29 protein-coding genes and 1 pseudogene are annotated in these 24,751 nt (G+C 68.2%); 18 read left to right on the top strand and 12 right to left on the bottom strand.

All coding sequences use genetic code 11. The features are described from left to right. Positions 1-12: 12 nt before the first annotated feature. The 3 genes and pseudogenes from BW733_RS06780 to BW733_RS20055 all read right to left on the bottom strand — a co-directional run. Positions 13-1,950 carry an ABC1 kinase family protein gene (locus BW733_RS06780; RefSeq protein WP_077349081.1) on the bottom strand — a complete coding sequence of 646 codons (1,938 nt, stop codon included), beginning with the start codon at positions 1,948-1,950 and terminating at the stop codon, positions 13-15. Positions 1,951-2,062: 112 nt separating this feature from the next. Continuing rightward, on the bottom strand, positions 2,063-2,461 hold the full coding sequence (locus tag BW733_RS18680) for a DUF2087 domain-containing protein (protein WP_152024599.1): 399 nt from the start codon (positions 2,459-2,461) through the stop codon (positions 2,063-2,065). A 30-nt stretch (positions 2,462-2,491) separates the two neighbouring features. Continuing rightward, a pseudogene (locus tag BW733_RS20055) lies at positions 2,492-2,599 on the bottom strand (ArsR family transcriptional regulator); the annotation flags it as partial. Positions 2,600-2,759: 160 nt separating this feature from the next. Between BW733_RS20055 and BW733_RS06770 the strand changes: the two are divergent. Then, a complete protein-coding gene (locus tag BW733_RS06770) occupies positions 2,760-3,143 on the top strand; it encodes a HesB/IscA family protein (protein ID WP_077349079.1) in 384 nt (127 codons plus the stop codon). Between the two features lie 263 nt (positions 3,144-3,406). On the opposite strand, the gene BW733_RS06765 is transcribed toward BW733_RS06770, so the two are convergent. Continuing rightward, positions 3,407-4,264: a hypothetical protein gene (locus BW733_RS06765; RefSeq protein ID WP_077349078.1), complete on the bottom strand. Its 858-nt coding sequence runs from the start codon at positions 4,262-4,264 to the stop codon at positions 3,407-3,409. Between the two features lie 101 nt (positions 4,265-4,365). Between BW733_RS06765 and udp the strand changes: the two genes are divergently transcribed. Beyond that, positions 4,366-5,139, top strand: coding sequence for a uridine phosphorylase (udp, locus tag BW733_RS06760; protein ID WP_077349076.1), 774 nt, complete (start codon positions 4,366-4,368; stop codon positions 5,137-5,139). Here udp and BW733_RS06755 read toward each other — a convergent pair whose 3' ends face one another. Next, complete coding sequence (locus tag BW733_RS06755; RefSeq protein ID WP_077349074.1) at positions 5,140-6,768, bottom strand: ABC-F family ATP-binding cassette domain-containing protein; 1,629 nt, start codon at positions 6,766-6,768, stop codon at positions 5,140-5,142. A gap of 224 nt (positions 6,769-6,992) precedes the next feature. Here BW733_RS06755 and BW733_RS06750 point away from each other — a divergent pair, with 224 nt between their 5' ends. Further along, on the top strand, positions 6,993-8,774 hold the full coding sequence (locus BW733_RS06750) for an AMP-dependent synthetase/ligase (RefSeq protein WP_152024598.1): 1,782 nt from the start codon (positions 6,993-6,995) through the stop codon (positions 8,772-8,774). Between the two features lie 97 nt (positions 8,775-8,871). Continuing rightward, positions 8,872-9,201: a hypothetical protein gene (locus BW733_RS06745; RefSeq protein ID WP_077349072.1), complete on the top strand. Its 330-nt coding sequence runs from the start codon at positions 8,872-8,874 to the stop codon at positions 9,199-9,201. A gap of 1 nt (position 9,202) precedes the next feature. On the opposite strand, the gene BW733_RS06740 is transcribed toward BW733_RS06745, so the two are convergent. Then, entirely contained in the window at positions 9,203-9,682 is a 480-nt protein-coding gene (locus BW733_RS06740) for a GNAT family N-acetyltransferase (protein WP_077349070.1), read from the bottom strand. 151 nt (positions 9,683-9,833) lie between these two features. On the opposite strand from BW733_RS06740, the gene BW733_RS06735 reads away from it, so the two are divergent. The 9 genes from BW733_RS06735 to BW733_RS06695 all read left to right on the top strand — a co-directional run bounded on the left by BW733_RS06735 (position 9,834) and on the right by BW733_RS06695 (position 15,361). Further along, positions 9,834-10,214: a rhodanese-like domain-containing protein gene (locus tag BW733_RS06735; RefSeq protein ID WP_077349068.1), complete on the top strand. Its 381-nt coding sequence runs from the start codon at positions 9,834-9,836 to the stop codon at positions 10,212-10,214. Further along, positions 10,211-10,960, top strand: coding sequence for an SGNH/GDSL hydrolase family protein (locus BW733_RS06730; protein WP_077349067.1), 750 nt, complete (start codon positions 10,211-10,213; stop codon positions 10,958-10,960). The genes BW733_RS06735 and BW733_RS06730 overlap by 4 nt, the downstream gene beginning before the upstream one ends. A gap of 128 nt (positions 10,961-11,088) precedes the next feature. Then, the gene (rpsF, locus tag BW733_RS06725) at positions 11,089-11,385 is read left to right on the top strand and encodes a 30S ribosomal protein S6 (protein WP_077349065.1); all 297 of its coding nucleotides are present in this window, start codon (positions 11,089-11,091) and stop codon (positions 11,383-11,385) included. Between the two features lie 118 nt (positions 11,386-11,503). Further along, positions 11,504-12,037 carry a single-stranded DNA-binding protein gene (locus BW733_RS06720; RefSeq protein WP_077349063.1) on the top strand — a complete coding sequence of 178 codons (534 nt, stop codon included), beginning with the start codon at positions 11,504-11,506 and terminating at the stop codon, positions 12,035-12,037. A gap of 98 nt (positions 12,038-12,135) precedes the next feature. Further along, on the top strand, positions 12,136-12,375 hold the full coding sequence (gene rpsR, locus BW733_RS06715; RefSeq protein ID WP_077349061.1) for a 30S ribosomal protein S18: 240 nt from the start codon (positions 12,136-12,138) through the stop codon (positions 12,373-12,375). Between the two features lie 19 nt (positions 12,376-12,394). Beyond that, the gene (gene rplI, locus BW733_RS06710; RefSeq protein WP_077349059.1) at positions 12,395-12,841 is read left to right on the top strand and encodes a 50S ribosomal protein L9; all 447 of its coding nucleotides are present in this window, start codon (positions 12,395-12,397) and stop codon (positions 12,839-12,841) included. Between the two features lie 158 nt (positions 12,842-12,999). Then, a complete protein-coding gene (locus BW733_RS06705) occupies positions 13,000-14,013 on the top strand; it encodes a M48 family metallopeptidase (protein WP_077349057.1) in 1,014 nt (337 codons plus the stop codon). 101 nt (positions 14,014-14,114) lie between these two features. Further along, positions 14,115-14,783, top strand: coding sequence for an SDR family oxidoreductase (locus BW733_RS06700; protein WP_077349055.1), 669 nt, complete (start codon positions 14,115-14,117; stop codon positions 14,781-14,783). 317 nt (positions 14,784-15,100) lie between these two features. After that, the gene (locus BW733_RS06695) at positions 15,101-15,361 is read left to right on the top strand and encodes a GlsB/YeaQ/YmgE family stress response membrane protein (RefSeq protein WP_077349053.1); all 261 of its coding nucleotides are present in this window, start codon (positions 15,101-15,103) and stop codon (positions 15,359-15,361) included. A 143-nt stretch (positions 15,362-15,504) separates the two neighbouring features. Here the strand turns inward: BW733_RS06695 and BW733_RS06690 are convergent, their stop codons facing one another. Continuing rightward, entirely contained in the window at positions 15,505-15,927 is a 423-nt protein-coding gene (locus tag BW733_RS06690) for an MmcQ/YjbR family DNA-binding protein (RefSeq protein ID WP_077352787.1), read from the bottom strand. Positions 15,928-16,065: 138 nt separating this feature from the next. Between BW733_RS06690 and BW733_RS06685 the strand changes: the two genes are divergently transcribed. The 3 genes from BW733_RS06685 to BW733_RS06675 all read left to right on the top strand — a co-directional run bounded on the left by BW733_RS06685 (position 16,066) and on the right by BW733_RS06675 (position 17,772). After that, complete coding sequence (locus tag BW733_RS06685; RefSeq protein WP_077349051.1) at positions 16,066-16,911, top strand: alpha/beta hydrolase; 846 nt, start codon at positions 16,066-16,068, stop codon at positions 16,909-16,911. Further along, positions 16,908-17,075 (top strand): hypothetical protein, encoded by a 168-nt coding sequence (locus tag BW733_RS18230; RefSeq protein WP_161490160.1) that lies wholly within the window; start codon positions 16,908-16,910, stop codon positions 17,073-17,075. Before BW733_RS06685 ends, BW733_RS18230 begins: the two co-directional genes overlap by 4 nt. Before the next feature lie 514 nt (positions 17,076-17,589). Next, positions 17,590-17,772 carry a response regulator gene (locus BW733_RS06675; RefSeq protein WP_077349047.1) on the top strand — a complete coding sequence of 61 codons (183 nt, stop codon included), beginning with the start codon at positions 17,590-17,592 and terminating at the stop codon, positions 17,770-17,772. Here BW733_RS06675 and BW733_RS06670 read toward each other — a convergent pair whose 3' ends face one another. The 3 genes from BW733_RS06670 to BW733_RS06660 all read right to left on the bottom strand — a co-directional run bounded on the left by BW733_RS06670 (position 17,773) and on the right by BW733_RS06660 (position 21,012). Beyond that, positions 17,773-19,146 carry an L-serine ammonia-lyase gene (locus BW733_RS06670; protein WP_077349045.1) on the bottom strand — a complete coding sequence of 458 codons (1,374 nt, stop codon included), beginning with the start codon at positions 19,144-19,146 and terminating at the stop codon, positions 17,773-17,775. It lies immediately after the preceding gene. 65 nt (positions 19,147-19,211) lie between these two features. Next, entirely contained in the window at positions 19,212-20,570 is a 1,359-nt protein-coding gene (locus BW733_RS06665) for an MFS transporter (protein WP_077349043.1), read from the bottom strand. Then, a complete protein-coding gene (locus BW733_RS06660) occupies positions 20,563-21,012 on the bottom strand; it encodes a MarR family winged helix-turn-helix transcriptional regulator (protein ID WP_077349041.1) in 450 nt (149 codons plus the stop codon). Before BW733_RS06660 ends, BW733_RS06665 begins: the two co-directional genes overlap by 8 nt. A 682-nt stretch (positions 21,013-21,694) precedes the next feature. On the opposite strand from BW733_RS06660, the gene BW733_RS20050 reads away from it, so the two are divergent. Further along, entirely contained in the window at positions 21,695-22,105 is a 411-nt protein-coding gene (locus BW733_RS20050) for an antibiotic biosynthesis monooxygenase family protein (protein WP_077349039.1), read from the top strand. Here the strand turns inward: BW733_RS20050 and BW733_RS06650 are convergent. Then, positions 21,999-22,487, bottom strand: a complete 489-nt coding sequence (locus BW733_RS06650) for an SRPBCC family protein (protein ID WP_077349037.1) — start codon at positions 22,485-22,487, stop codon at positions 21,999-22,001. The genes BW733_RS20050 and BW733_RS06650 overlap by 107 nt on opposite strands. A gap of 5 nt (positions 22,488-22,492) precedes the next feature. After that, positions 22,493-22,840 (bottom strand): ArsR/SmtB family transcription factor, encoded by a 348-nt coding sequence (locus tag BW733_RS06645; protein WP_077349036.1) that lies wholly within the window; start codon positions 22,838-22,840, stop codon positions 22,493-22,495. A gap of 145 nt (positions 22,841-22,985) precedes the next feature. Here BW733_RS06645 and poxB point away from each other — a divergent pair, with 145 nt between their 5' ends. Beyond that, entirely contained in the window at positions 22,986-24,710 is a 1,725-nt protein-coding gene (gene poxB / locus BW733_RS06640; RefSeq protein ID WP_077349034.1) for a ubiquinone-dependent pyruvate dehydrogenase, read from the top strand. The last annotated feature ends 41 nt before the right edge of the window (positions 24,711-24,751 follow it).

The raw sequence follows: 24,751 nt of genomic DNA, 5'->3' as shown, positions 1-24,751 counted from the left end.
CAGCCCCCCGCCCTACTCCCGGTCGGCGATGAAGACCCCCGCCAGCACCCGGGCGGCGAGGATGAAGGCGACGAAGAGCAGGGCCGCGCCGAGGATCGGCCACAGCGGCACCGTCGGGAGCAGCATCGGACCGGCCGCCCTCGTCAGCAGGAACAGCCCGCCGAACAGCAGCGCGCAGCCGAGCAGGCTGAGGTTGAGCTGGCTTCCGACGCGGGCGATCCAGCTCCTGTCCGAGGCGTCGCCGAGCGGGCGGATGTTGACCGAGAGCGTGCCGTCCTCCAATTGCTCGGTGATCCGGGACAGCCGCCTCGGCAGACGCGACAGCATCGGCATGAGCGTCGCCAACTGGTGCTCGGCCTGCTCCCGGATGGCGTCCCTGCCGAGCAACGACTGGGCAAGTTCGGAGCCGCGGTCGCGGGCGATGCCGATCAGGTCGACGTCGGGATCGATCAACTGGAGCGTGCCGTCAAGGGTCCCGAGGGTGCGGAAGACGCCCGCGAGCTGGGGCGGCACCCGGAACCCGAAGCGGACCACCACGTTGAGGAGCTCGGCGAACATGGTGCCCGCGCCGCCGGGGGCGAAGCCGTCCCCGAAGCGCAGCATCAGCTTGCCGACCTCCCGCTCGAGCTCGCGGTCGTCGAGCCCGGACGGCCGGTCCATCAGGTCCAGCAGCGCGTCGGTGGCGGCGATCGAGTCCTGCCGCTCCACGGCGTAGAGCAGCATCGTGAGCGCCGATCTGGTGGGGCGATCCAGCCTGCCGACGGAGCCGAAGTCGAGCAGGGCCAGGTCGCCGTCGTCGGTGAGGATGACGTTGCCGGGATGCAGGTCGGCATGGAAGACGCCGTGCACGAAGATCTGGCGGAGCACGCCGCTGAGCAGCCGGTCGGCCAGCTCTGCCCTTTGCTCGTCGCTCAGGGCGGCGAGCTGTTCGGCCGCGGAGGAGAGGGGACGGCCGGCGATCCGCTGCATGACGATCACGCGCTCGGAGGACAGCTCCGGGTAGGGGGTGGGCACGAGCAGATCCGACGCGGCGGCGACCGAGCGCATGTTGCCGACCTCGACGGTGTAGTCGAGTTCCTCGTGCAGCGAGTCGGCGAACCCGTCGGCCAACGCGACGACGCCGAGGTGGCGCCCCCACCTCGTGCGCTTCTCGAGCCGGACCGCGAGGCGGCGGAGGATGTCGAGATCGGCGGTGACCTGGCGACGCGCCTGTGGCCGCTGCAGTTTCACCACCACCGGCGTCCCGTCGAGCAGCGTCGCGCCGTGGATCTGCGCGACCGAGGCCGCCGCCATCGGCGTCTCGTCGAGTTCCTTGAAGACCTCGTCGCTCGGACGGGGCAGGGCCTCGGTGAGCACCGGCGAGACGTCCTTCCACGGCTCGGCCTCGACGTCGGAGTGCAGCTTGGACAGCTCACGGACGTAGGACGCGGGCAGCAGGTCGGCGCGCGTCGACAGCATCTGGCCGAACTTGACGAAGGTGACCCCGGCCTCGGTGAGGGCCTTGCGCAGTGAGCGCGCGACCCGCGGTGAGTCGAGGTCGCGCTTCGGGGCGGGGCCGATGTAGGCGGTCAGCCCGTTCTTCAGCAGGATCCACCAGATGACGACGTAGCGACGCAGCCTACGCACGGCGGAGGGGAACCCGGTCACGACGCTGGTCAGGGTCGGAACGCTCCAGGTCGGGATGATCGCCTCGAGCACCGTCAGCACGATGAGGTCGAAGGCGATGATGCAGCCACCGAGCACCACGACCACCAGCAGGACCGGAAGGGTCGGGGTGTCCGCCGTCACCCCCAGGGTTCCCAGCACCTGTTCGGCGGCGTACCAGCCGACCATGTTCTGCAGCGCGGCGACGACCAGGGTGCGGCCCCAGCCGACGGGTACCCCGAGGAGGCGACGGGACAGGTACATCAGCAGCGCGACGTTGGTCAGCGTCCCGATGATCACGGACATGGCGCCCCCTCACAGACTCATCTGGGACGAGTCTTGCAGACGGGAAGGGCGTCTCACCTCGGCTCCTGCGTGCTGTGCCGCCCGCCGCGCTGTCACGGACCGGCGCGCCGGCTCAGGAGCGCAGCAGCGCGCGCAGCCAGGCGGCCTCGCCCTCCGGAACCTCCTGCGCCTCGTTCGCGTCGCGGGCCGGCTGGCGTTCGTTGACCCAGTACACGGCGCCTTCGCGACGGAGGTAGCGGTAGTCAATCAGCTCGCGACGCAGCGTGGCCACGTCGTCGTGGGCGCTGCGGAGGATGTCGTTGACCTCGCGTTCGGGGTAGCGACGGCCCGGCTCGAAGCGGCGCAGCAGTTCGAGCAGGATGCTGACCCTTGCCTTGCGCTTGGCGGGGATCGAGCGGAGGCGGTCACCGTCGGAGAAGATGCGAAGCGTCCGCTTGTGATCCGGGTCGTCTGGGCCTTCCGGGGCGGGAACCGCGCGAACGTCGTCGAGCAGGGTCCGGTTGAGCGACAAGATACGGCGCTGTGCGTCGTCGGCGGAGTCGACGATGCCGACGTCGCGGAGGCGGTGCAGGTGGTGGCTGATCGTCGGCGCGCTCAGGCCGAGTTCGGTCGCGAGCTCGCCGCCTGTGCGCGGGCGCTCAGTGAGCAGGCCGAGGATCCTGAGTCGGGTCGCGTCGGCGATGGTCTTGAGCAGGGTGACCTTCGAGTCGATGTCCGTCCGTCATCCTTAGATACCCATCTAAGCAGGCGTGAGCCTCGCGCGGAAGCCGATCCCACGAATTGTCGGTGGAGCCTGGGAGCCTCTAGTCATGGACAACGACACGGTCTTTCCGCCCTTCGTCGTCACGCGTGAGGCGATCGACAAGATCGTCGGCCTCGGGGGCGCGGTTCGGGTGTGGCTCGACGGGCGGGGCTGCTGCGAACTCAGCTACGAGTTCGCCGACTCGAAGGGGGTCGAGGGCGACGCCGCCTTCGGGTGCCCGGGCGCCGAACTGTTCGTGAGCCAGCCGGCGCTCGAGGTGCTCACCGGCGCAACGCTCGACTACACGGATCGCCACACGCCACGCCGCTTCCGGGTGCTGCGAAACCCCAACACCGCGCAGCGATGCCCATGCAACCGGTCCTTCGGCGGCGAGTGGCCCGGCCGTCAACCGGACTGTTCGTCTCGCCGGCCGATGCGCTGGGACCAGTGACCGATGTCGTGGGCGGGCTTGGGGGTCGCCCACGACATCGCCCGGCGCGGCTGGGTCGGGCGGGACCTCACGACGGGCCGATCGCCGCGAGGACCAGGCAGTGCGTACTCCCCCGTAGTCACTGGTCACCAGGTAGGCCGGGCATGGGGCGGGTCGGCGTATCGCACTGGATCGGCTCCGGGGATTCGGATGGGGCTTCGGCTGACGGTGTCGGCATCAGGTCGGCGTCGCAACAGGGAGGGGCGTCGCAAACACGGGGAAGGTCAGGAGAACAGCACCTGGTTGTTGAACACCCAGGCCTGCCGCACCGTCGGGGTGGACGCGGAGGCGTCGAGGGTCGGGCCGAAGAACCAGCTGCGGCAGGCGCCGCGCCCGGTGGAAGCGGTGTCGCACTCGGTGCGCCAGTGCCGTCCCGTCGAGTCGGTCCAGGTTCCGGAGTTGGCAAGCGGGTTGGTGCCCCACATCTCACGATCGGACCAGCGGTAGGTCGGCGAGTTGAACTGCCAGCCCTGGTTCGTGGAGAAGCCGTCTCCGTTCGGGACGATGACCGACGCCCAGATCTCGGTGCGGCAGCGTGCGGTCGCCGAGTAGTTCTCGCAGGTGGTGCGCCACTTGCGGCCGGCGACGGAGTGTTCCCCTGGGATCGTGTAGACCTGCATCTGCGGGGCGAAGAGGGTCGCGACCTTCGCTGCGGTCGCTTCGTCGCCGACCCCGCTGAGCGTTGCGACGGCACCGGGGCTGACCTCCCAGTAGAGGTTGCTGCCCGAGCCGTCGGACCAAGCGAATGCGCCTTCGCCGAGGGCAGGCGCCTCGGTGACCTTGAGCGAGGGGGATGACCACGAGGCCACCCGCGCCCTGGCATCGCTCAGGGCGGCATCCTTGGTGTAGGTGAACTCGATGCGGTGTCGAGGACCCTTCACGGGTGAGCCGTACCAGCAGGAGCCGACCGACGACGAGAGGGAGTCGAGCTCGTATCCGGAGGTGGCGCTGACCGCCTCGACGGTGGGGCACGACACACGTCGCACCGGTTCGACATCGTCTGCAGAGGACGGGAGCGCCGCCAGTGCCAGACAGGCCGCGGCAAGCGCCGTCACGGCGCCTCGCACCCAGCGTCCAGACATCGGTTCCTCCTGTCAGCAGGACAACTCTAGACCCGGGTGGTCCCACGCGGGTAGCGATCCGCGTTAGCGTAGGAGGTCCCATTCCGTGAGAAGGAGCAGTCATGGCCTATTCAGAGGGCTACGAGTACCACATCCACCTGAAGCAGGGTGACATCGGTCGCTACGTCTTCCTGCCTGGTGATCCGGGCCGCTGCGAGGTCATCGCGCAGCACTTCGACAACCCCCGGTTCGTGGCCTCCCACCGCGAGCACACCACCTGGGCGGGCGAGCTGGACGGCGTGCCCGTCGCCGTCACCTCCACCGGCATGGGCGGCCCGAGCGCCGCGATCGCCGTCGAGGAATTGATCCACGTCGGAGCCGACACCTTCATGCGCGTCGGCACCTCGGGCGCCATGCAGCCCGAGACCCAGCCCGGCGACATCGCCGTCATCAACGCGTCTATCCGCGACGAGGGCACCGGCCTGCATTACCTCCCGATGGAGTACCCGGCGGTCGCCGACCAGGACCTGATCAACGGCCTCGTCGCCGCCTCGAAGGACCTCGGCAAGCGCTACCACATCGGTGTCTCGCAGTCGAAGGACTCCTTCTATGGGCAGCACGACCCCGACTCGATGCCCGTGGGCCCCCGGCTGCGCGAGCGCTGGGACGCCTGGGTCAAGGGAGGCTGCCTCGTCTCCGAGATGGAGTGCGCGGCCCTGTTCCTCGTCGCGTCCGTGCGCCGCGTGCGCGCTGGCGGCGTGATGATGGTGATGGGTCACCACGACTTCGCTCCGATGACCGACGAGGAGAAGGAGGCCTCGAAGGTCGAGAACCTGATCCCCGTGGCCATCGAGGGCATGCGCCGTGTGATCGCCGAGGACGAGGCGCGCGGCTGATCAGACGGTCTCGTCCTCGACGCTGAGCGTCGCGCCGCCGCGGCTCAGGTGCCACCGTCTGGTGACCCTAAGGTCGGCGGCGAGGTGCTCGTCGTGGGTGACGATGAGCAGGGCTCCGCGGTAGTCGTCCAGGGCTTCGACGAGTTGCTCGACCGAGGCGAGGTCGAGGTTGTTGGTCGGTTCGTCGAGGACGAGGAACTGGGGCGCGGGGTCGGCGAACAGCGTCCTGGCCAGTGCGACCCGGAAGCGCTCGCCGCCCGACATCGTCAGGGGCGACTGGTCGGCGCGGTCGCCACGGATCAGGAAGCGGGCGAGCAGCGCGCGGGCATCGTGGGGGGTGCGTTGTGGGGCGGCGTCGCGCACGGCCTCGATCGCGCTGCCGAATCCGTCCAACTCGTCGAGGCGTTGGGCGAGCAGGCCCGTGGGAACGCTCGGCGGAAGGTCTAGGCTGACGTCGCCGAGGACGGCGTCGCGCCACGGCTCGCTCCCCGCGCCGAGGATCCGGGCAAGGAGTGTCGACTTGCCCGTCCCGTTGTGGCCGGTCAGGCGGATCCGCTCCGGCCCGACCACGTCCAGACGCATTCCGCCCAGCTCGAGGCGGAGCACGCCCTTGCCTGCCGGAACCGTCGTGTCGGGAAGGGCGATCCGGATGGTGTCGGCCGTCCGGGCGGCCGCGTCCGCCTCGGCCCTCGCCTCCCCGGCCTCGGCAATGGCCTGGCCGTGCAGCTGCGACTTCGAGCCCGCCTTCTTCTCGGAGCGGTTCTGGTAGAAGTCGACCGCACCCTTCGACACGTTGCCGAGGGCCCGCTCCTTGCGCGCCGACCGGTCGCGCTGTGCCTGTCGCTGCAACTCGGCCTGCGCCTGACGCTTTGCCCGGTCGAGCTCGGCGTCGGCGTCGCGGAGCCGTCGCTCGGCCGCCGACTGGAGTGTCGCCCTGTGCCCGCGGTACTGACTGAACGTGCCGCCGAAGCTGACCGTGCCGCGGGGGTCGAGATCGACGAGCGCGTCGACCCGCTCGAGGAGGTCGCGGTCGTGGCTGACCACGATCAACGCGCCGTCCCAGCCGTCGAGTGCGTCATAGAGCCAGCGCCTCATGTGGGTGTCGAGGTTGTTGGTCGGCTCGTCCAGCAGGGTGATCTCAGAGCGGGCCAGACGGGCCCCGGCGAGCGCGATCCGTGTGGCCTCACCCCCGGAGAGGGTCGAGGCATCCCGGTCGAGGAAGCAGGGGTCGGCGTCGAGCCCGAGGGCGGCCAGTTCCGCCACCGCGCGCGCGTCGACGTCCCAGTCGTCGCCGACGGCGTCGAAGTCGGCCTGGTCGACCGATCCCGCCTCGATCGCGGCGAGGGCGCGCCGCGCGGGGGCGATGCCGAGCAGGTCGGCGACGGTGCCGGCGGTGGAGAGTCTCTGGTGCACCATGTGGACGCTTCCGGAGACCCGCACCTGCCCGGCGGTCGGTTCGAGCTCGCCTGAGATGAGCCGCAGCAAGGTCGACTTGCCGGAGCCGTTGGGGCCGATGAGGCCGGTCATGCCAACGGGGAATGTTGCGCTGACACCGTCGAGGATGACGGTGCCATCGGTGAGGTGGTAGGAGAGGCCGTCAACGACGACGGCAGGGGAGGAATGAGCCATGAGTGAGTCCTGGAGGGTCGCTGGGATGCGGTCTGTTCACGACGGCACGCCAACGGGGCGTGCCAGGCTCAGTCAGTCACTCGGGACCTCCTACTAGGGGTGCGACCAACTGTAGCCGCCGATGGGCGGCGAGACCACCTCGCCGGTACGGGTGGAACCGCCCGTGAGGCTGGGTTGCGCCAGTACCCTTGGGGCACGCCGTGCACACGACCCAGGAGGCCGCTTTGTCCGACCACATCATCACCAGGCTCCGTTCGGTCATCGCCGAACACCCGATGCGCCCGGCCACGCGCATCCGCACCGGTGACGACTGGGCGGTGCAGACCTACTCGCAGTTCGGCGCCAAGATCCTCCAGGTCGCGCAGGGCCTCCTCGACGCGGGTGTCGAGGCCGGCAGTCGGGTCGGCATCTTCCTGAACAACAGCCCCGAGTGGTCGGAGATCGACTTCGGAGCGCTCACCGCCCGCGCCGTCCCCGTCCCCCTGTACGCCACGTCGACGACCGAGCAGATCGAACATATCGGCCGCGACTCGGGACTGACCGTGATGTTCGTGGGAGGCAGGAGCGAGGCCGAGCGCGTGCTCGCCGCCGAGCTTCCCGACCTGCGCAGGGTCGTCGTCGTGCACCCGTATGAGGGCATGCCCGACGACGTCGTCTCCTACACCGACTTCATGGCCGAACCCGACCTCGCCGCCATCGATGCCCGCCTGGCCGAGGCGGACGGCGACGACCTGGCGTCGATCATCTACACCTCCGGCACGACCGGGAACCCCAAGGGCGTGATGATCCAGCACAAGGCCCTGATCGCGCAGGCCGACGCCCTCGACGAGTTCTTCGACCTCACGCCCGAGGACCACTCGCTGTGCTTCCTGCCCCTCTCGCACGCGCTCGAGCGTGCCTGGACGGTCGTCGTCCTGACCCATGGCTGCATGAACACCTATGTCGCCAACGCGCGCACCGTCGCGGAGCAGATGGTGCTCGCGCAGCCCACCATGATGGTCAGCGTCCCGAAGCTGTACGAGACCGTCTACACGACGGCGCACTCCAAGGCCGCAGGCTCCCCGGTCAAGCGCAAGATCTTCGCCTGGGCGCTCAAGGTCGGCAGGCACAACCAGTACGCACACCGCGCGGGCCGCACCCCCAGCCTGTGGCTGCGCAGCCAGCTGAAGCTCGCGGACAAGCTGGTGCTCAAGGCCGTGCGTGACGCCATGGGCGGGCCGAAGACCGTCCTCGCCTGCGGCGGCGCCCCGCTGCGGGTGGAGATCGAGGAGTTCTTCGGTTCGGTGGGCATGCCGGTGATGCAGGGTTACGGGCTGACCGAGGCCTCCCCGCTCGTCTCGTTCAACGCACCGACCGACTTCAAGGAGGGCACCGTCGGAAAGGTCCTCGCCGGCGGCGAGCTGAGGATCGCCGAGCTGGGCGAGATCCTCTACAAGGGCCCCAACGTGATGCTCGGGTACTGGAACAACGAGGAGGCGACCCGGGACACCATCGTCGACGGCTGGCTGCACACCGGTGACGTCGGCTACATCGACACCGACGGCTTCCTGACGATCACCGACCGGCTCAAGGACATCATCGTCACGCTCGGAGGCAAGAACGTCGCCCCGCAGCCGATCGAGGGCCTGATCCTCGCCGACCCACTGTTCGAACACGCCGTCCTGCTCGGCGACAACCGGCCGTTCGTCACCCTGCTGGTCAAGCCGTCGCTCACCCACGTGGAGGCGCTCGCGAAGGCCGGCCAGTGGCAGGGCGAACTGCAGGACTGGCTGAAGTCCAGCGAACTCCTTGACGAGCTCAAGAAGCGGGTCGAGGAGATCACGGCCAAGCTGCCAACGCAGGAGCGGCCAAAGGACACGAAGGTCGTCGACGAGGAGTTCACGATGGACAACGGGCTCCTCACGCCGACGCTGAAGGTCCGCCGTCGCGAGGTGGAGGCGCGGTTCAAGGCGCTGGTCGACGAGATGTACGAACGGCTCGACAAGCTCAAGCACAAGGACCGCTGACCGGCGGGAGAGGCCGGCCGAAGGGGGCGGCGACCCATAGCCGAGCCCAGGTCGGCGCCTCGCAAACGGCTGGAGCGACCCCTCTAGACTCGGGGCCATGGCACGACCGCGACGGATCTGGTGGGCGACGTGGCCCGGCGCACTCGTGATGGGGCTGGCCGCGGCCCTGCTCGCCTCGGCCGGGCTCTTCACCGGCCTGGTCGGCTTGACGGTGCCCGCCGCGTCGAATGCGGGGACAGATCTGCAACCGGTCGACACCCCTGGCTGGATGGTTCCCGTCTCGATCGCGCTGGTGGCGGGCGGAGTCGTCCTGCCCGTCCTGACGGCATGGTGGGCTAAGCGGAAGTGGGCAGGCTACCTGCTGCTCGGGCTCTGCCTCAGCGCGCTGGTCGGCATCGTCGGCCTGTTCCAGATCGGCATCCTCTGAGTCAGCCCAGGCGTTTGACCATCCGGTAGTTCACCAGCCTCACCCCTCGCAGCTCTGGCTGCTGCTCCGCCTCGACGCTGAAGCCGAGCCGCTCCAGCAGCGGGCGGGCGACGACGCTCGCGTCGACCGAGAGGGTCTGGGCACCCACCTCACGTGCCCGTGACTCGACCTCGCGGAGCAGGCGGGTCGCGATGCCGCGTCGGCCGAAGCGCGGGGCGACGAAGAGCATGTCGATGAACCCCTCGATGTCGACATCGGAGAAACCCGCCGCCTCGTCATCGACGGTGGCCACAAGGGTCGCCCGACTGCTGCGCCGCTGATGCCAGGTCACGAGGTCGCGCTCACGGGGAGCGGCCCAGGCGCCGATCTGCTCGGGCGTGTAGTGCGGCGCGGCGGTCTTCGTCACGGCCTCGAGAAAGATGGCGAGGGTCGGCTGCGCGTCCTGGGATGTGTAGTTGTGCACCTCTACGTGATCGCTCATTCATCCATCTTGGCACCCGCTGTCGGCGCGTGGGAGACGTTCGGCGCATGGATGACCTTTCGATGCACCGCGCCAGGGCACGACGGGGACGCAGACCGGGTATTTCCGTGGCGGACTTGGCTCAGGCCGCCGTAACGGTCACGATTGGGCCATGGGTTTCATGGACTTCCTCGGTAAGCGATCCGCCGGAGGCCTGAGCATCGAAGAGACGCTCATGGCTCTCAGCAAGGGTGCTGTCCTCGTCGACGTCCGCACGAAGGTCGAGTACGAGGCGGGCCACGCGCCCGGCGCCCGCCCGGTCGATCCGGCAGCGCTGCGCGACAACCCGCTCGACGCGATCCACGGCGACGATCCCCTCGCTGAGCGCGACGCGGCCGTCATCGTCATCTGCGACAACGGGCTGCGCTCATCTCTCGCGGCGGCTCAGCTGCGCGAGCAAGGCGTCCTCGCCGAGTCGGTCGCGGGCGGACTCCGCGCCTGGGCGAAGGACGGCAACCCCGTCATCCCCGGCCCCTACCGTCGCCGCCGATGAACCGCTTCGCGCTCGGGCTCGCCGTCGTTGCCGCAGCGGCCGCCGCCGGCGCCGCCGGGCTCAACTATCTGCGCGGCCACCGGCTGATCAACCGTCACGTCGACGACTACCGCGCCCATTGGGAGTCGCGGCCACAGGACCATCCTGAGGGTGTGCTGCACTACGTCGCGCTCGGAGACTCCGCGGCCCAGGGCGTCGGGGCGACCCACGTCGGCGCCAGCTATGTCTCGCTGCTCGGTGAACGCCTGGCATCCGCCACCGGCCGTCGCGTCGCGATCACGAACCTGTCCATCTCCGGGGCGGTCAGCGGCGACGTCGTCGCACGGCAGTTGCCGGTGCTCGAGGACCTCGGGTTCACCCCCGATCTCGTCACCCTCGACATCGGAGGAAACGACGTCGTCTTCGCCGCGGACAACACCGTCGACTCGTTCGCGTCGAGCTTCGAGGCGATCCTGGCCGCCCTTCCGCCGGGCAGCTTCGTCGGCGACGTGCCCTGGTTCATGATTCCCGGCCTCGCGCAGCGGTCGAAGACGATGACGACCCGCGCGTCGCACCTGATCGGCGCCTACGGACACCATCTCGTCCCGATCTACCGGACGATGCGCGAGACCGGATACCTGCGGTTCCACACCAACACGGCGGCCGACTGGTTCCATCCCAATGACAAGGGCTACCGGGCCTGGGCCGACCTCTTCTGGGAGACGATCGAGGCCAGCGGAAGGCTCGACGAGCTCCGCGCAGCCTGATCCGACCAGATTTCCGCCCCGCTCACGCTCACGGTAGAGTTACGCGCTGACTGACCATGTGGTCGGTCACGCCCTCCTGCCGCGGGATCGACCCGTGGCCGTTAGTCCGAAGGAGGTGGGGCTGAAGTATGCGTAAGTACGAAGTCATGGTTCTCATCGATTCCGACGTTGATGAGCGTCAGGCACCCGCACTCGTTGACAAGCACCTCGAAGTCATCACCAAGGGTGGCGGCAGCATCGAGAACATCGACATCTGGGGACGTCGTCGCCTTGCGTACGACATCAACAAGAAGTCCGAGGCGATCTACGCGGTCGTCCAGGTGACCGCGGATCCCGCGACCGTTTCCGAGATGGATCGTCTGATGACCATCGACGAGAAGATCGTGCGGACCAAGGTTCTCCGTCTCGAGGACTCGAAGAAGTAATCCACAACTTCCCGATACCGTGAAAACTTGCCGGCCCGGCCGTCGAGAATGACTGGTATCACGAGGATGTGTCGGAAGCGGCACATCGAAGTCCGATCAATCGGAAGGCACAGAAAACATGGCAGGCGAGACCCCCATCACGCTCATCGGCAACCTGACCGCCGATCCTGAGCTTCGCTTCACGCCCAACGGGGCGGCAGTGGCGAACTTCACGGTCGCGTCGACCCCCCGCACGTTCGATCGTCAGACGAACGAGTGGAAGGACGGCGACGCCATGTTCCTCAACTGCTCGGTTTGGCGTCAGTACGCCGAGAACGTCGCGGAGTCCCTCACCAAGGGCATGCGCGTCATCGTCTCGGGCCGTCTGAAGTCGCGCAGCTACGAGACCCGCGAGGGTGAGAAGCGCACCGTGTTCGAGGTGGATGTCGACGAGGTCGGTCCCGCCCTGCGTTACGCGACCGCGAAGGTCACCCGCACCACGGGTGGCGGCGGCGGTGGCGGCTCGTGGCAGGGCAATCAGGGCGGCGGCAACAGCGGCGGTAACTCGCAGCAGTCCGATCCCTGGGCCAGCTCCGGCAACTCCGGCGGCGGTAACAACCGCGGCGGGAACGACCCGTGGGCGCAGTCCCAGCCCGAAGAGCCCCCGTTCTGATCCACCCGCTTATCTAGCCCGCCAAGGCTAGCTGGCACATTCCGTCGCAAGACGGGCTTTCACGGGCATCCTGCCCATCACCTAAGGAGAGCACCACAATGGCCGGTCCACAGCGCAAGTCTGTGAACAAGAAGAAGATCATGCCGGTGAAGACGACCCGCGTCGCCAACATCGACTACAAGGACATCAACACGCTCAAGAAGTTCATTTCTGAGCGTGGCAAGATCCGCGCCCGCCGCGTCACTGGCCTCTCGGTTCAGGACCAGCGCAAGGTCGCCCTCGCCGTCAAGAACGCGCGTGAGGTTGCCCTGCTGCCGTACGCGTCGACCGCGCGCTGATCAGGAAGGGACCACTCACATGAAGCTCATCCTGACCGGAACGGTTGACAAGCTCGGCATCGCCGGCGACATCGTCGAGGTGAAGGACGGCTACGGCCGTAATTACCTCCTGCCCCAGGGCAAGGCGATCCGCTGGACCCGCGGCAACGAGAAGCAGATCGACGGCATCAAGCGTGCCCGCGACGCCCGCGAGGTTCGCGGCGTCGAGCACGCGCAGGAGATCCGCACCCAGCTCGAGGGCCTGACCATCCAGATCCCCGCCCGCGTCTCCGAGCAGGGCCACCTGTTCGGCGCTGTCACGGCCAACGACCTCGCGGTCGCCGTGAAGAAGGCCGGCGGTCCCACGATCGACAAGCGTTCGGTTTCGTTCTCGAAGCCGGTCAAGACCGTCGGCGGTCACACCGCCAACGTGAAGCTGCACGGTGCCGTCACGGCGCACGTGCCCTTCGAGGTCGTCGCTCAGTGATCTGAGATACCTGTGAAGAGCCCCGGCTGATGCCGGGGCTCTTCCTTTTCACCTCGGTTCCATGGGGGCATGTCTTGGACAGGGCGGTCCCGAGGTCGAAGGGCGGTCAAGACCGGGGTCTGAGGCTGCCTGGTCCGGCGGGAGGGCACACTGGGTTCATGAGCGAGAGCAGCGCAACAACCCGTCACCGCATCGTCCTCAAAGGCATCTCCAGCCGCGCCTGGGAGCATCCCGCCGACCGTGGGGCCCTTGTCGCGCTACGAAAGCTGCAGGGCTTCGACACCATCTTGAAGAAGTTCTCCGCGTTCATGAACGAACGGGCAATCAAGATGATGCTGCTCGGTTCCGCGGTCCGCGTCAGCGAGCGTCAGTTCCCACGGATCAGCCGCCTCCACGCTGAGGCCGCGACCGCGCTCGACGTGCAGAAGCTTCCGGAGCTCTACGTGATGGCCTCGCCGGTGTTCAACGCCATGACGATCGGCATCGACACCCCGAAGATCGTGGTCAACTCCGCGCTCGTCGACCTCCTCGACGACGACGAACTGCGTTTCGTCCTCGGCCACGAGATCGGTCATGCGGAGAGCGGCCACGCGCTGTACCGGACCCTGCTGCAGTACATCCTCATGTTCGGCATGACGCTTACCAGCGTCCCCTTCGGCGGCATCGGCCTGATCGCCCTGCGCTCGGCGCTCAGCGAGTGGTCACGCAAGTCCGAGCTCTCTTCCGACCGGGCCGGCCTGCTCGCCACCCAGGACGTCCAGGCGGCCATCCGGGTCAACATGAAGCTCGCCTCCGGCGGTCACCTCGAGGACCTCGACCAGACGGAGTTCCTGGCCCAGGCTCGCGAGTACCAGGACTCCGACGACCTGCGCGACTCGATCGCCAAACTCCTTCTCGTCGACGGCACCACGCATCCGATGAACGTGGTGCGGGCCAGCGAACTGCGCCGCTGGGTCGACTCCGGCAAGTACGCCGAGATCCTGCAGGGTGACTACCCCCGTCGGGCGGGTGACAAGGACGCGAAGATCTCCGAGGAGGCTGCCGCAGCGGCCGACGCCTACTCGAAGGACTTCAACCAGAGCGAAGACGCCCTCGCAAAGCTCGCCCGCGACGTCGGCGGCGGCATCAGCGACCTCGGCAAGTGGGTCAGCGGGAAGGTCAAGGGCCAGTAGTTTCCGCAGGCGCCGCCGTCCGTCCTGGACGGCGGCGCCCCCTTTTCTGCTGAAACGGCCCGGTCAGGATGATTCCGGGAGATCCGACGTAGGGTCGAATCATGGCAAAGATCCTCATCATCGGTGCCCACGGAAAGATCGCGCTCCTGCTCGAGCCCCTTCTCGTGCAGCAGGGCCACGATGTGACCGGGGTGATCCGTAACCCGGACCACGCCGCCGACGTCGAGGCCACTGGCGCGCATGCGCTCGTCAACGACGTCGAGCGGCTCGGACAGAGCGACATCGACGAACTGGTCGACGGCTTCGACATCGTCGTCTGGTCGGCAGGTGCAGGTGGGGGCGACCCCGCCCGGACGAAGGCCGTCGACGAGGAGGCGGCGATCCGGGTCCTGAGGGCGGCGGAGGCGCTCGGCACCCGGCTGATCATGGTGTCGTACTTCGGAGCCCGTCTCGATCACGGCGTGCCGAGCGACAACTCGTTCTTCGCCTATGCCGAGGCGAAGGCCCATGCGGATGACGCGATCCGCCGAAGCCTCGTCGACTGGGTGATAGTCGCACCGTCGGCGCTGACCCTCGAGCCGGCCGGTGGCATCGAGATCGACCCCCGGGTGAGTCTCGACACAGGACTCGTTCCGGCAGGGGAGATCGCGCGATCGACCGTCGCCCGTCTGGTGGCGGAGGTCATCGACCGACCGGGCCTCAAGCGCGTGACGCTGCGTTGCAACGACGGCGACACGCCGGTGGGCGTCGCGCTGGATGCACTGAATTAAACTCGGGCATTGCGCGTCGGCAGGAGCCTTGTCGGAGGGTGACACAGGCATCGGCAGGAGTCGGTGCGCGGTGAGTCGGCTCGCTGCCGATCCGGCACCCTGCGCCCGTCAATGTGGTCGCCACAAGCACCTATCTCGGCTTGGCCGCTGCGAGACGCGCAGCGCGGCAGCCGCGGCCAAGGGACGAGCTCCGTTCCGCCGACCCCAGGCTCCTGCGTTCGCGGAGTAGGGACGGGCGCCTCGGCAGGCGTGTGGCACGCGGCGTTGAGAAGCATCGATGCTTTACAGGCCTCCCGATGAACGGCAGACTGGCGCGAATGGGAACAATCATCGGTTACATCATCATCGGCCTCCTGGGTGGGGCCATCGCCAAGGCGATCCTTCCGGGTGAGCAGGGCGGCGGCTGGCTCGCCACCATGCTGCTCGGTATCGTCGGCGCACTCGTCGGAGGCTTCCTCGGCGGCGCCCTCCTCGGCGTCAGCTACAGCGAGATCTTCTCCATCAAGGGCCTGATCTTCTCGGTCGTCGGCGCGATCCTCGTGCTCCTGATCTACGGCCTGGTGCGCAGGAAGGCCTGACCTTCACGCCCAGTGCAGACGGCGTCGACCTTCGGGTCGGCGCCGTCTCGCCGTTGCCGGACACCTTGCGCACTTGTCCCTACGTTGCATCGGCGCTCGGCGCTCCAGCTCGACGGCCGAGCGCTCCGGATGGACGATGCGGGTCAGGCCGGGAGCGACGGCCCGGGATGGTCTTCTTCGCGCCGATCGAGCTGGGCGGCCAGCCGTTTGCCCGCGGTCTCCCGATACGACAGCTGGATCAGTTCTGCCACCTCGGCCCAGTCGGTCTCATCGTTGAGGAACATCGAGAGCCAGCCGTAGGGGCCGATGTATCCAGGAACGTGAACGCGCGGGTCCTCGAGCATCGCTCGGCGTTCGTCCTCCGGAAGGAGGAAGCTGACCGTCCTGGGCCTACGTTCCCAGTGGCCGTCGACCTTATGGCTCATGCCGTAGTAGCAGAACACCTTGCGCGTGTAGAACGCCGGATGGCCGACGACGAGCTTCTCCTGCGCACCTGGCAGGTCGATCGCGAGGGCGCGCACCCGGGCCAGGAGGGGATCGTCGGGTTCGAAGGCGAGTTCGCTCATGAACCCATCCTCGCCCGCCAGGACCCAACGGACGAGCACTTCGTCCAGGTTCTTCGCTGGTCGGTCCGAGCCGCCGCCGCCCGAGCGCGACCGAATCTGGAAAGCAGGTCGCGGCGGGTCGCGCACTAGGATGTGGGGATGCGCACCTTCACGGTCGACCTGAATCCCGAACGCGACGTCACCCTCGAGGCGACGCTCTACGACGCGCCGAGCCCGGAGGAGCAGCCGACCCCGCTCGAGCACCCCCGACCCGCGGTCATCATCTGCCCGGGCGGCGGATATCAGTTCCTGTCGCAGCGCGAGGCGGACCCCGTCGCCGCAGAGTTTCTCGCCAAGGGGTTCGACACGTTCGTCCTGCGCTACTCCATCCGGGAGCACGCGAAGGGCGCCAACCCGGCGATCGACGCTGCCCGTTCTGTGCGGTGGGTCCGAGCGCACGCCGCAGAACTCGGCGTCGACCCCCAGCGTGTGGCCTTCCTTGGCTTCTCGGCCGGTGGACACGTCACCGGCATGATCGGCACCAGTTGGCAGTCCGAGGATCTCCTCGCCGCAGAGAGGGACGAGTACGACCGACTCGTCGCCGCTGGTGTGGAGTCCAACTCCGGGCTGCTCGAGTTCAGCTCGCGGCCCGATGCGATCGTGCCTTGCTACGCGGTGTTCAGCATGGACTGGCCCGACGACTCGTCGCGGGAGTGGCTGACCTTCGGCGACTGCCTTGCCAATGTCACCGACCAGGTGCCTCCGACTTTCCTCTGGACCACGAACGAGGACGCGGTCGTCCCGCCGACGCAGTCCCTCCGCTTCGCGACGGCGCTCGCCGAGGCAGGCGTCCCGTTCGAGTACCACCACTTCGACCGCGGCGAGCACGGCCTGTCGACGTCCACCCCGGTCGCCAACGCTGACCGTGCCTCGCTGCCGGAGAACGCGGACGCCTGGATCGACCTGTGCGCGGACTGGCTCCGCGCCACCTGGACCGGCCGATGAGTGCCCGCTTCCTGAGCAGCTGGCCCTGCCAGGACGCCTGCGGCACCGTCACCACCGACGAGCGGGTCGAGGGCGCGCCCGTCTACCGCTGTCCCGGCTGCGACTCGTCCTGGATCGAACTCAACGAGCGCACCGAGCCGGCGGAGGATGCCAAGGACGAGTGAGCCGTGCGGGGCGTCGCCTTCTTCGTTCCCTGATTAGCCTCGGCCGACGCGGTGCCAGGCGTCTATTTCCCGTTCCTTGAGCCTCTGCCGGCGAAGTCGTGCCAGGCGTCGTCGAAAGGTAACGATGCCTTTCAGCGTTCCTCGACCCGGGTTCCTGCGCGGGGTTGGGTACCTTTCGACGACGTGCGTCGTCGCTTCGCGGGGTGGCCTTCCACGTAACGGACCCCACCCCGGTCCGGACGGCGATGTAGACCCAGGTGCTGGTCGGCCGCGAGCACGGCACCGACGGCCACTGCGGATTCCGCGCGGCGGCCGTAGCGTCGCAGACATGGACAAGGAGTTCACATGATCAAGGCAACGTCACTGACCAAGCGGTACGCGGACAAGGTCGCCGTCAACTCCCTCGACTTCACGACGAGTCGGCCGTCGGGCTCACCGTCTACCGGATCGTGCAGGAGTCGCTGACCAACGTGCTGCGCCACGCCCGTGGGGCGCGCGCTACGGCTTCCGGCTCGTGCTCGAGGCACAGGACGACATCGTGGTCGTCGGCGAGGCGTCCGACGGGGCCGAGGCGGTCTCGTCGGCGAAGCTGCTCGAGCCGGAGGTGATCAGGGACGTCCGGATGCCCGGAGTGAGCGGCATCGAGGCGACCAGACGGATCCTCGCAGAGCTCGGCGTGGTCGGGCGGGGCGCCTAGTCAGCACTCGATGAAGGCGACGGCGAGGCCACCCTCGGAGGTCTCCTTGTACTTGCTGAGCATGTCGCGGCCGGTGTCGCGCATCGTCCGGATCGCCTGGTCGAGCGTCACCCGGTGGGTCCCATCGCCCGCGAGCGCGAGCTGTGCCGCATTGATCGCCTTGACCGAGGCCATCGCGTTGCGTTCGATGCACGGCACCTGCACCAGGCCGCCGATGGGGTCGCAGGTGAGGCCGAGGTTGTGCTCGAGCCCGATCTCCGCCGCGTTCTCGACCTGCTCAGGCGTGCCGCCGAGCACCTGGGCCAGGCCCGCAGCGGCCATGGCGCATGCCGAGCCGACCTCTCCCTGGCAGCCCACCTCAGCCCCGGAGATCGACGCATTCTGCTTCAGCAGCACGCCGACCGCCGTCGCGGCGAGCAGGAACTCGACGACGTCGTCCTCACCCGGATCCTCGGCGAAGTCCATGTAGTAGTGCAGCACCGCCGGAACCACTCCCGCGGCGCCGTTGGTGGGGGCAGTGACCACCCGTCCGCCGCCTGCGTTCTCCTCGTTGACCGCCAGCGCGTACAGGTTCACCCACTCCATGGCGGCGAAGGTCGCGGTGATCAGGTTGGGCCGGGCGTCGCGGGTGAGCCGACGGTGCAGTTCGGGGGCACGACGGCGGACGTTGAGCCCGCCCGGGAGCAGGCCCTCCTGGTGCGTGCCGCGCGCGATGCAGGCGTCCATCACCTCCCACACCCGCAGCAGGCCCGCCCTGGTCTCGGCGGCCGGCCGCCAGGCCTCCTCGTTGCGCGCCACGACCTGGGCGACGCTGAGGCCCTCGCGTCGGCAGATCTCCAGCAGGTCGACGGCGGTGGCGAAGGGGAACTCCACCGACACGTCCTCCACGCCGGTCTCTCCCTCGGCTGCCTGCGCCTCGTCCACGACGAAGCCGCCGCCGATGGAGTAGTACCTGTCGCTGTGCACGACCCCGCCGTCGGCGTCGAAGGCGGTCAGGTCGAGCGCGTTGGGATGGCGGGGCAGCGCCTCGCGATGCAGCCGAAGGTCGCGGGCCCAGCCGAAGTCGATGGCCCGGCGTCCGGCGAGAAGGAGGGTGTTGTCGCGCCCGACCGCCGCGATCGCCGTCGCATAGTGGTCGGGGTCGACGGTGTCCGGTTCGAGGCCCATGAGGCCGCCGACGACCGCCCGGTCGGTGCCGTGGCCGATCCCCGTCGCGGCGAGGGAGCCATACAGGTCCACCCGGACGGACTCGACCAGCTCGAGCCGGTCCCCGAGGGCGGAGACGAACATGGCTCCTGCCCGCATCGGGCCCATCGTGTGGGACGAGGATGGCCCGATGCCGATCTTGAACAGATCGAGGGCGCTGATGGCCATGCCGCCTCCGTTGGTCGCTGTGGCTCTGACGCCCGACTCTAGTGGTGAGCCGGGCGTCGCGCACGCTATGCCGCCCTTGCCCGCTCGGGGCGGCGGCGGTCCTCCATGCGCTCGACGGCGTTGCTCTCGGCCGGTTCGGGCGTGGCAGGGTCGATCGGGCGACGCTCCTGCGTCCAGACCTTCAACCGCAGCGGGTGACGGTCGATCCGAACGCGCATCCCGTTGTGCAGGACGAAGTAGGCGAACACGCCGACCGCGGCGAGACCCGTCGTCACGGAAGCCACCAGCACAGAGGTGCGGGGTCCGAGGACCTGGCCGATCCAGCCGATCAGCGGCGACCCCAGCGGGGTTCCTCCCATGAAGATCGCCATGTAGACGGCCATCACGCGGCCCCTGAACTCGGGCGCGGTGCCGAGCTGGACCGAGGCGTTCGCCGTCGTCATCGCCGTCAGCGAGAAGAACCCGGCCGGGATCAGCAGGAGCGCGTAGACGTAGTAGTTGGGGGCGAGCGCCAGCGCGAGGGCGCTGACCGCGAAACCGACCATGGACAGCACGAGCGTGCGAAGCGTCGGCTTGGTCCGTCGCGCCGCCATCAGCGCGCCGCCGAGGGTGCCCACCGCCATGACCGTGCCGAGCAGGCCGAACTCCGCGGAGCCGACTCCGAACTCGACGGTCGACATGGTCGCGTTGAAGATCTGGAAGTTCATGCCGAAGGTGCCGAGCACGAACACCAGGACGAGCACGACGATCAGGTCGGGGCGTCCGGCGAGGTAGCGCAGGCCGTCCATGGCCCCGCCGCGCGTCTTGGACACTGGGGCGGGATGCAGTTCCTCGCCGTGCATCAGCAGGATCGCGCCGATCATGGCGACGAAGCTGAGCGCATTGATCAGCAGCGTCGGGCCGACGCCGACCGCCGCGACAAGCAGGCCGGCGAGGCCGGGGCCGATCAGTCGGGCACCGTTGAACGACGTGGAGTTCAGGCCGACGGCGTTGGTGATGTAGTTGCGCGGCACGATCTCGGAGACGAAGGCCTGGCGTGCCGGGTTGTCGAAGGCCGTGATGGCGCCCATCAGCAGGGCGAACCCGTACACGTGCCAGAGTTCGACGGTCTCGGTCGCGACCAGCGCCCACAGGCCGAGCGCGTTGAGCATGAGCGCGATCTGGGTGACGACGAGCACCTTCCGCTTCGGATAGCGGTCGATGATCGAGCCGGCGAAGGGGGCCAGCAGCGGGATGGCCAGGAACTGCAGCGCGGTGACGATGCCGAGGGCGGTGCTCGAGTTGTCGGTCAGGTCGGTCAGGACGAGCCAGTCCTGGCCGATCCGCTGGATCCAGGTGCCCAGGTTGCTGACGAGGGCGCCGAGGAAGAAGTAGCGGTAGTTACGGATGCCGAGGGAGGCGAAGGTCTTCATGCGTTCAGGCATCCGACACCTCCAGGAGCAGGTCCGCGGCCTGACGCAGCAGGGCGAGTTGCGCCGCGTCGAGGCCTTCGATGTGCGCGAGCATCCACGAGTCGCGCTGGGCGATCGTCTCGCGGACGACGGCCTCACCTGCCTCGGTCGCCCGGACGAGGACCTGGCGGCCGTCGTCGGGATGCGGGACCTTCTCGACGAGGCCGTCCTCTGCCATGCAGTTGACGGTGCGCGTCATCGACGGCGCGCTGACCTTGTCGTGGGCGGCGAGCTGGCTGGGCGTCTGCGGCCCGACCCGGCCCAGGTAGACGAGCACGGAGAACTGGTGGGGCGCGACGGCACTGGTCGACTCGAACCTGACCCTGCGCGCTATGCGCTGGCAGGCCAGTCGCAGATCGTTGGCGAGGGCGAACATGTCCGCCTCGTCGATGGTCTGCGTCGTCTTCGTGGCCATGTGCCCTCCGTTTCTCCAGCTAATTAGTCTAGCTCATTACCTTGGCTAATCAAAAATGGCACACCTGGTTCGTCGGCGATCCCACCTCCGTTCCTTGAGCAGACTCCGCCGACGGAGTCGTGCGAGGGCTTCATGAGCGGCCCTGCTGGTGTCGTCCGGCGGTGAGAGGTGCTGCGGTCGTCTCGCCCGGCGCAGCCGGGGCGGCTCCGACGCACGGCCGCTTGTCCGCGGAGCAGAACCCATGGCGGGGGAGGATGGCACATGGGTGTTCCTCTCTCCTACACGGCAGCCAGCTCCGCTCCCGTCACTGATGCCGAGCGCGAACTCCTCGAGCAGTCCTGCGCGGCGTTCAACGAGAACAGCGTCGGTGACGCCGAACTGCTCGGCTTCTATCCGCAGGAGCGGCCCGAGGTGCTGAGCGGCTCGTCGAAGCCGTCCGCCGACCCCGATCACATGTTCGAGTCGCTGCTGCACCTCCGTGCTGGGGTCACCGCGCTGCGGCGGCGCCTTCCCGATGCCGCGTGGGAGGTCACTCTCGATGACGTGCCGCCGAGTGGAGCGAGGAGCGTGGCTACGAGCTGCCGGGCCTGGAGGACCTCGTCTGAGGCCTCGCGACGGAGTGTCCTGCCGTGCATAGGCGAAAGCGCCTGGCAAGCGGGGGAGCCGGGTCGGCGATGGTTCCATGATTCTCGAGCACGCCGTTCTCCAGGTCCGCCAGGGCGAGGCCGACCGCTTCGAAGAGGCCTGGATCGAGGCGCGCCCGCTGATGGAGAAGCAGGCGGGCTGCCTCAATGTGTCCCTGCGCCGGTCGCTCGAGTCGCCCGACCACTACCTGCTGTTGGTCGCCTGGGACTCGGTCGAGGCCCATGCCGACGGGTTCCGGAAGTCGCCCGAATACGGACGCTGGTCCGAGCTCCTGCACGGCTTCTACGAACTCGCGCCCACCACCCCCAGGCCTGAATCACGCCCGCGGGTGGGCCAGCCGTTCAGGCGGCCAGGAGGTCGTCGATCTGGGCCATCGCCTGGGTCGCGCCTTCGATGGCTCCCATGTCGAGCACCTGCTGCAGGGCCTCGACGGTCGGATAGGTCGTGACGGCGATCATGCGGGTGCCATCGCCGTTGGGGGTGAAGCAGAACGTGGTCACACCGACCGGCAGGTCCGGATTGACGGCGTAGGTGTCGTCGGCCGCGAAGCCGTCGGCGAAGGTGAAGCTGTTGGGCGCGTCGACGTCGCGCACCTCCCAGACGCCGAAGTACTTCTCCCCGTCCGGGCCGGTCAAGTAGTAGTGCATCCGGCCGCCGGGGGTGAGGTCGTGGGCTGCGAAGGTCGCTGGGTGGCTCGGCGGACCCCAGGTGCGCTCGAGTTGGCGCGGGTCGGCGTAGATCTGCCAGACCCGTTCGACGGGGGCGGCGAAGTCGGCGGTGATGGTGATCGTGCGGGACTCGAGGTCGTGGGTGGTAGCGGTGACGGGCATGATGGTCAGCCTTTCGGTGGTGTGTGGTCCGAGGTCTCGGCGAGCAGGTCGTCGATCCGGGCGATGCGGCCGCGCCAGATCGTCTCGAGCTCCATGAGCATCGAGCCGACCGAGCGCACCGCGTCGATGTCGCCGCTCGTCATGGCCTCGCGGCCTCGGCGGCGCTTGGTGATCAGGCCGGCCTTCTCCAGGACGGCGATGTGCTTCTGCACGGCGGCGAAGCTCATGTCGTACTTCGCTGCCAGGGCCGAGACGGAGTGCTCGCCGGCGAGCACCCGGCGGACGATGTCGCGTCGGGTCCGGTCGGCTAGCGCGTGGAACAGCGCGTCTGCGCGCTCCTCGTCGTCGGACATGAGTCCAACATACAACCAACTGGTTGTATGTCAAGGGTCTGTGCCGAGGCCATCGCGGGCGTGTTCGCGACTGGGGTAAACATTGACAAGCCCGATTGCCGCTTTCGGCTTCGTCCAACAGGTTGAATGATGAAGAATGCAAGACATGGCTAATGTCGCACAGAATCTGATTTCATCGCTCGAAGCACAGGGAGTCGAGCGCATCTACGGCCTCTCTGGAGACTCGCTCAACGGCCTCACCGACGCGGTCCGCGTTTCGAAGAAGCTCGAGTGGGTCCACGTCCGTCATGAGGAGTCCGCGGCCTTCGCCGCCGGGGCCGAGGCAGAGCTGACGGGGAAGCTGACCGTGTGTGCGGGCTCCTGTGGCCCAGGCAACCTGCACCTGATCAACGGCCTGTTCGACGCGCAGCGCAGCCGGGTTCCCGTTCTTGCCATCGCCGCGCACATCCCGTCCGAGGAGATCGGCTCCAACTACTTCCAGGAGACTCATCCGCAGGAGCTGTTCCGTGAGTGCTCCGTCTGGGCCGAGTTGGTCAGCAGCCCCGACCAGATGCCGCGCCTGCTGCGCATCGCCATGCAGGAGGCCATCTCGAAGCGCGGCGTCGCGGTGCTCGTGATCCCCGGTGACGTGGCGCTCAGCGACGCGGTGAGCAACGAGCTCGCGCTCGCCTCGGAGGTGATTCCCCGGGTGATTCCGGCCGACACGGATCTGCGTCGGGCCGCCAACCTGCTCGACCGGGGCCGCAAGATCACGATCCTGGCCGGCGCCGGTGCCGCGGGGGCGCACGACGAACTGGTCGCGCTGGCCGACACCCTCGCGGCGCCGATCGTGCACGCCATGCGCGGCAAGGACTCCATCGAGTACGACAACCCCTTCGACGTGGGCATGACCGGCCTGCTCGGCTTCGCAAGCGGTTACCGTGCCATGGCGAGCGCAGACACCCTGCTGATGCTCGGCACCGACTTCCCGTACCAGCAGTTCTATCCCGACGACGCCAAGATCATCCAGGTCGATGTGCGCGGTGAGCAGTTGGGGCGCAGAGTCCAGCTCGACCTCGGCCTGATCGGAACGGTCAAGGACACCGCGGCGGCGCTGAACGGTCTCGTCGCCAGGAAGAAGGACCGCGGTCACCTCGAGGATGCCCAGAAGCACTACCGCAAGACCCGCGAGAAGCTCGACGAGTTGGCCACGCCGTCGCCGAAGGGCAAGCCGTTGCATCCGCAGTACGTGGCGAAGCTGATCGATGAGATCGCCTCCGACGACGCGATCTTCATCCCCGACGTCGGCTCGCCCGTGATCTACGCCGCCCGCTACCTCACCATGAACGGCAGGCGACGCATCCTCGGCTCGTTCAGCCACGGAAGCATGGCCAATGCGGTCCCGCAGGCCATCGGGGCGCAGGCCACGTTCCCGAAGCGGCAGGTCATCACGATGTCGGGCGACGGAGGCGTCTCCATGCTGCTCGGTGACCTGATCACGCTTGTCCAGGAGAAGCTGCCGGTCAAGGTGGTCGTGTTCAACAACTCGAGTCTCAACTTCGTCGAGCTCGAGATGAAGGCCGCAGGGTTCGTCGACTTCGGCACCGACCTGGTCAACCCCGACTTCGCGAAGGTCGCCGAGGCGATGGGGATCGCGGGCTACAGCGTCAAGAACTCCGCCGATCTGGAGAAGACGCTCAGAGAGGCCTTCAAGCATGACGGGCCAGCCCTGATCGACATCCCGACCGGCAGGCAGGAGCTGACCATCCCGCCGAAGATCACGCAGGAGCAGCTCAAGGGCTTCGCCCTGTACGCGATCCGCACCGTGCTCAACGGTCGCGGCGACGAGCTGCTCGACCTGGCGACGACGAACTGGCGCCAGGTCTTCTGAGCCGGGGGGCCTGCATTCCGGACGGTGCACGCGCCGCCGGG

The sequence above is a fragment of the Tessaracoccus flavescens genome (genome assembly GCF_001998865.1).
GTDB lineage: Bacteria > Actinomycetota > Actinomycetes > Propionibacteriales > Propionibacteriaceae > Arachnia > Arachnia flavescens.
Note: the sequence above shows the minus strand (reverse complement) of the source record. Positions and strands in the feature narration are given on the sequence as shown.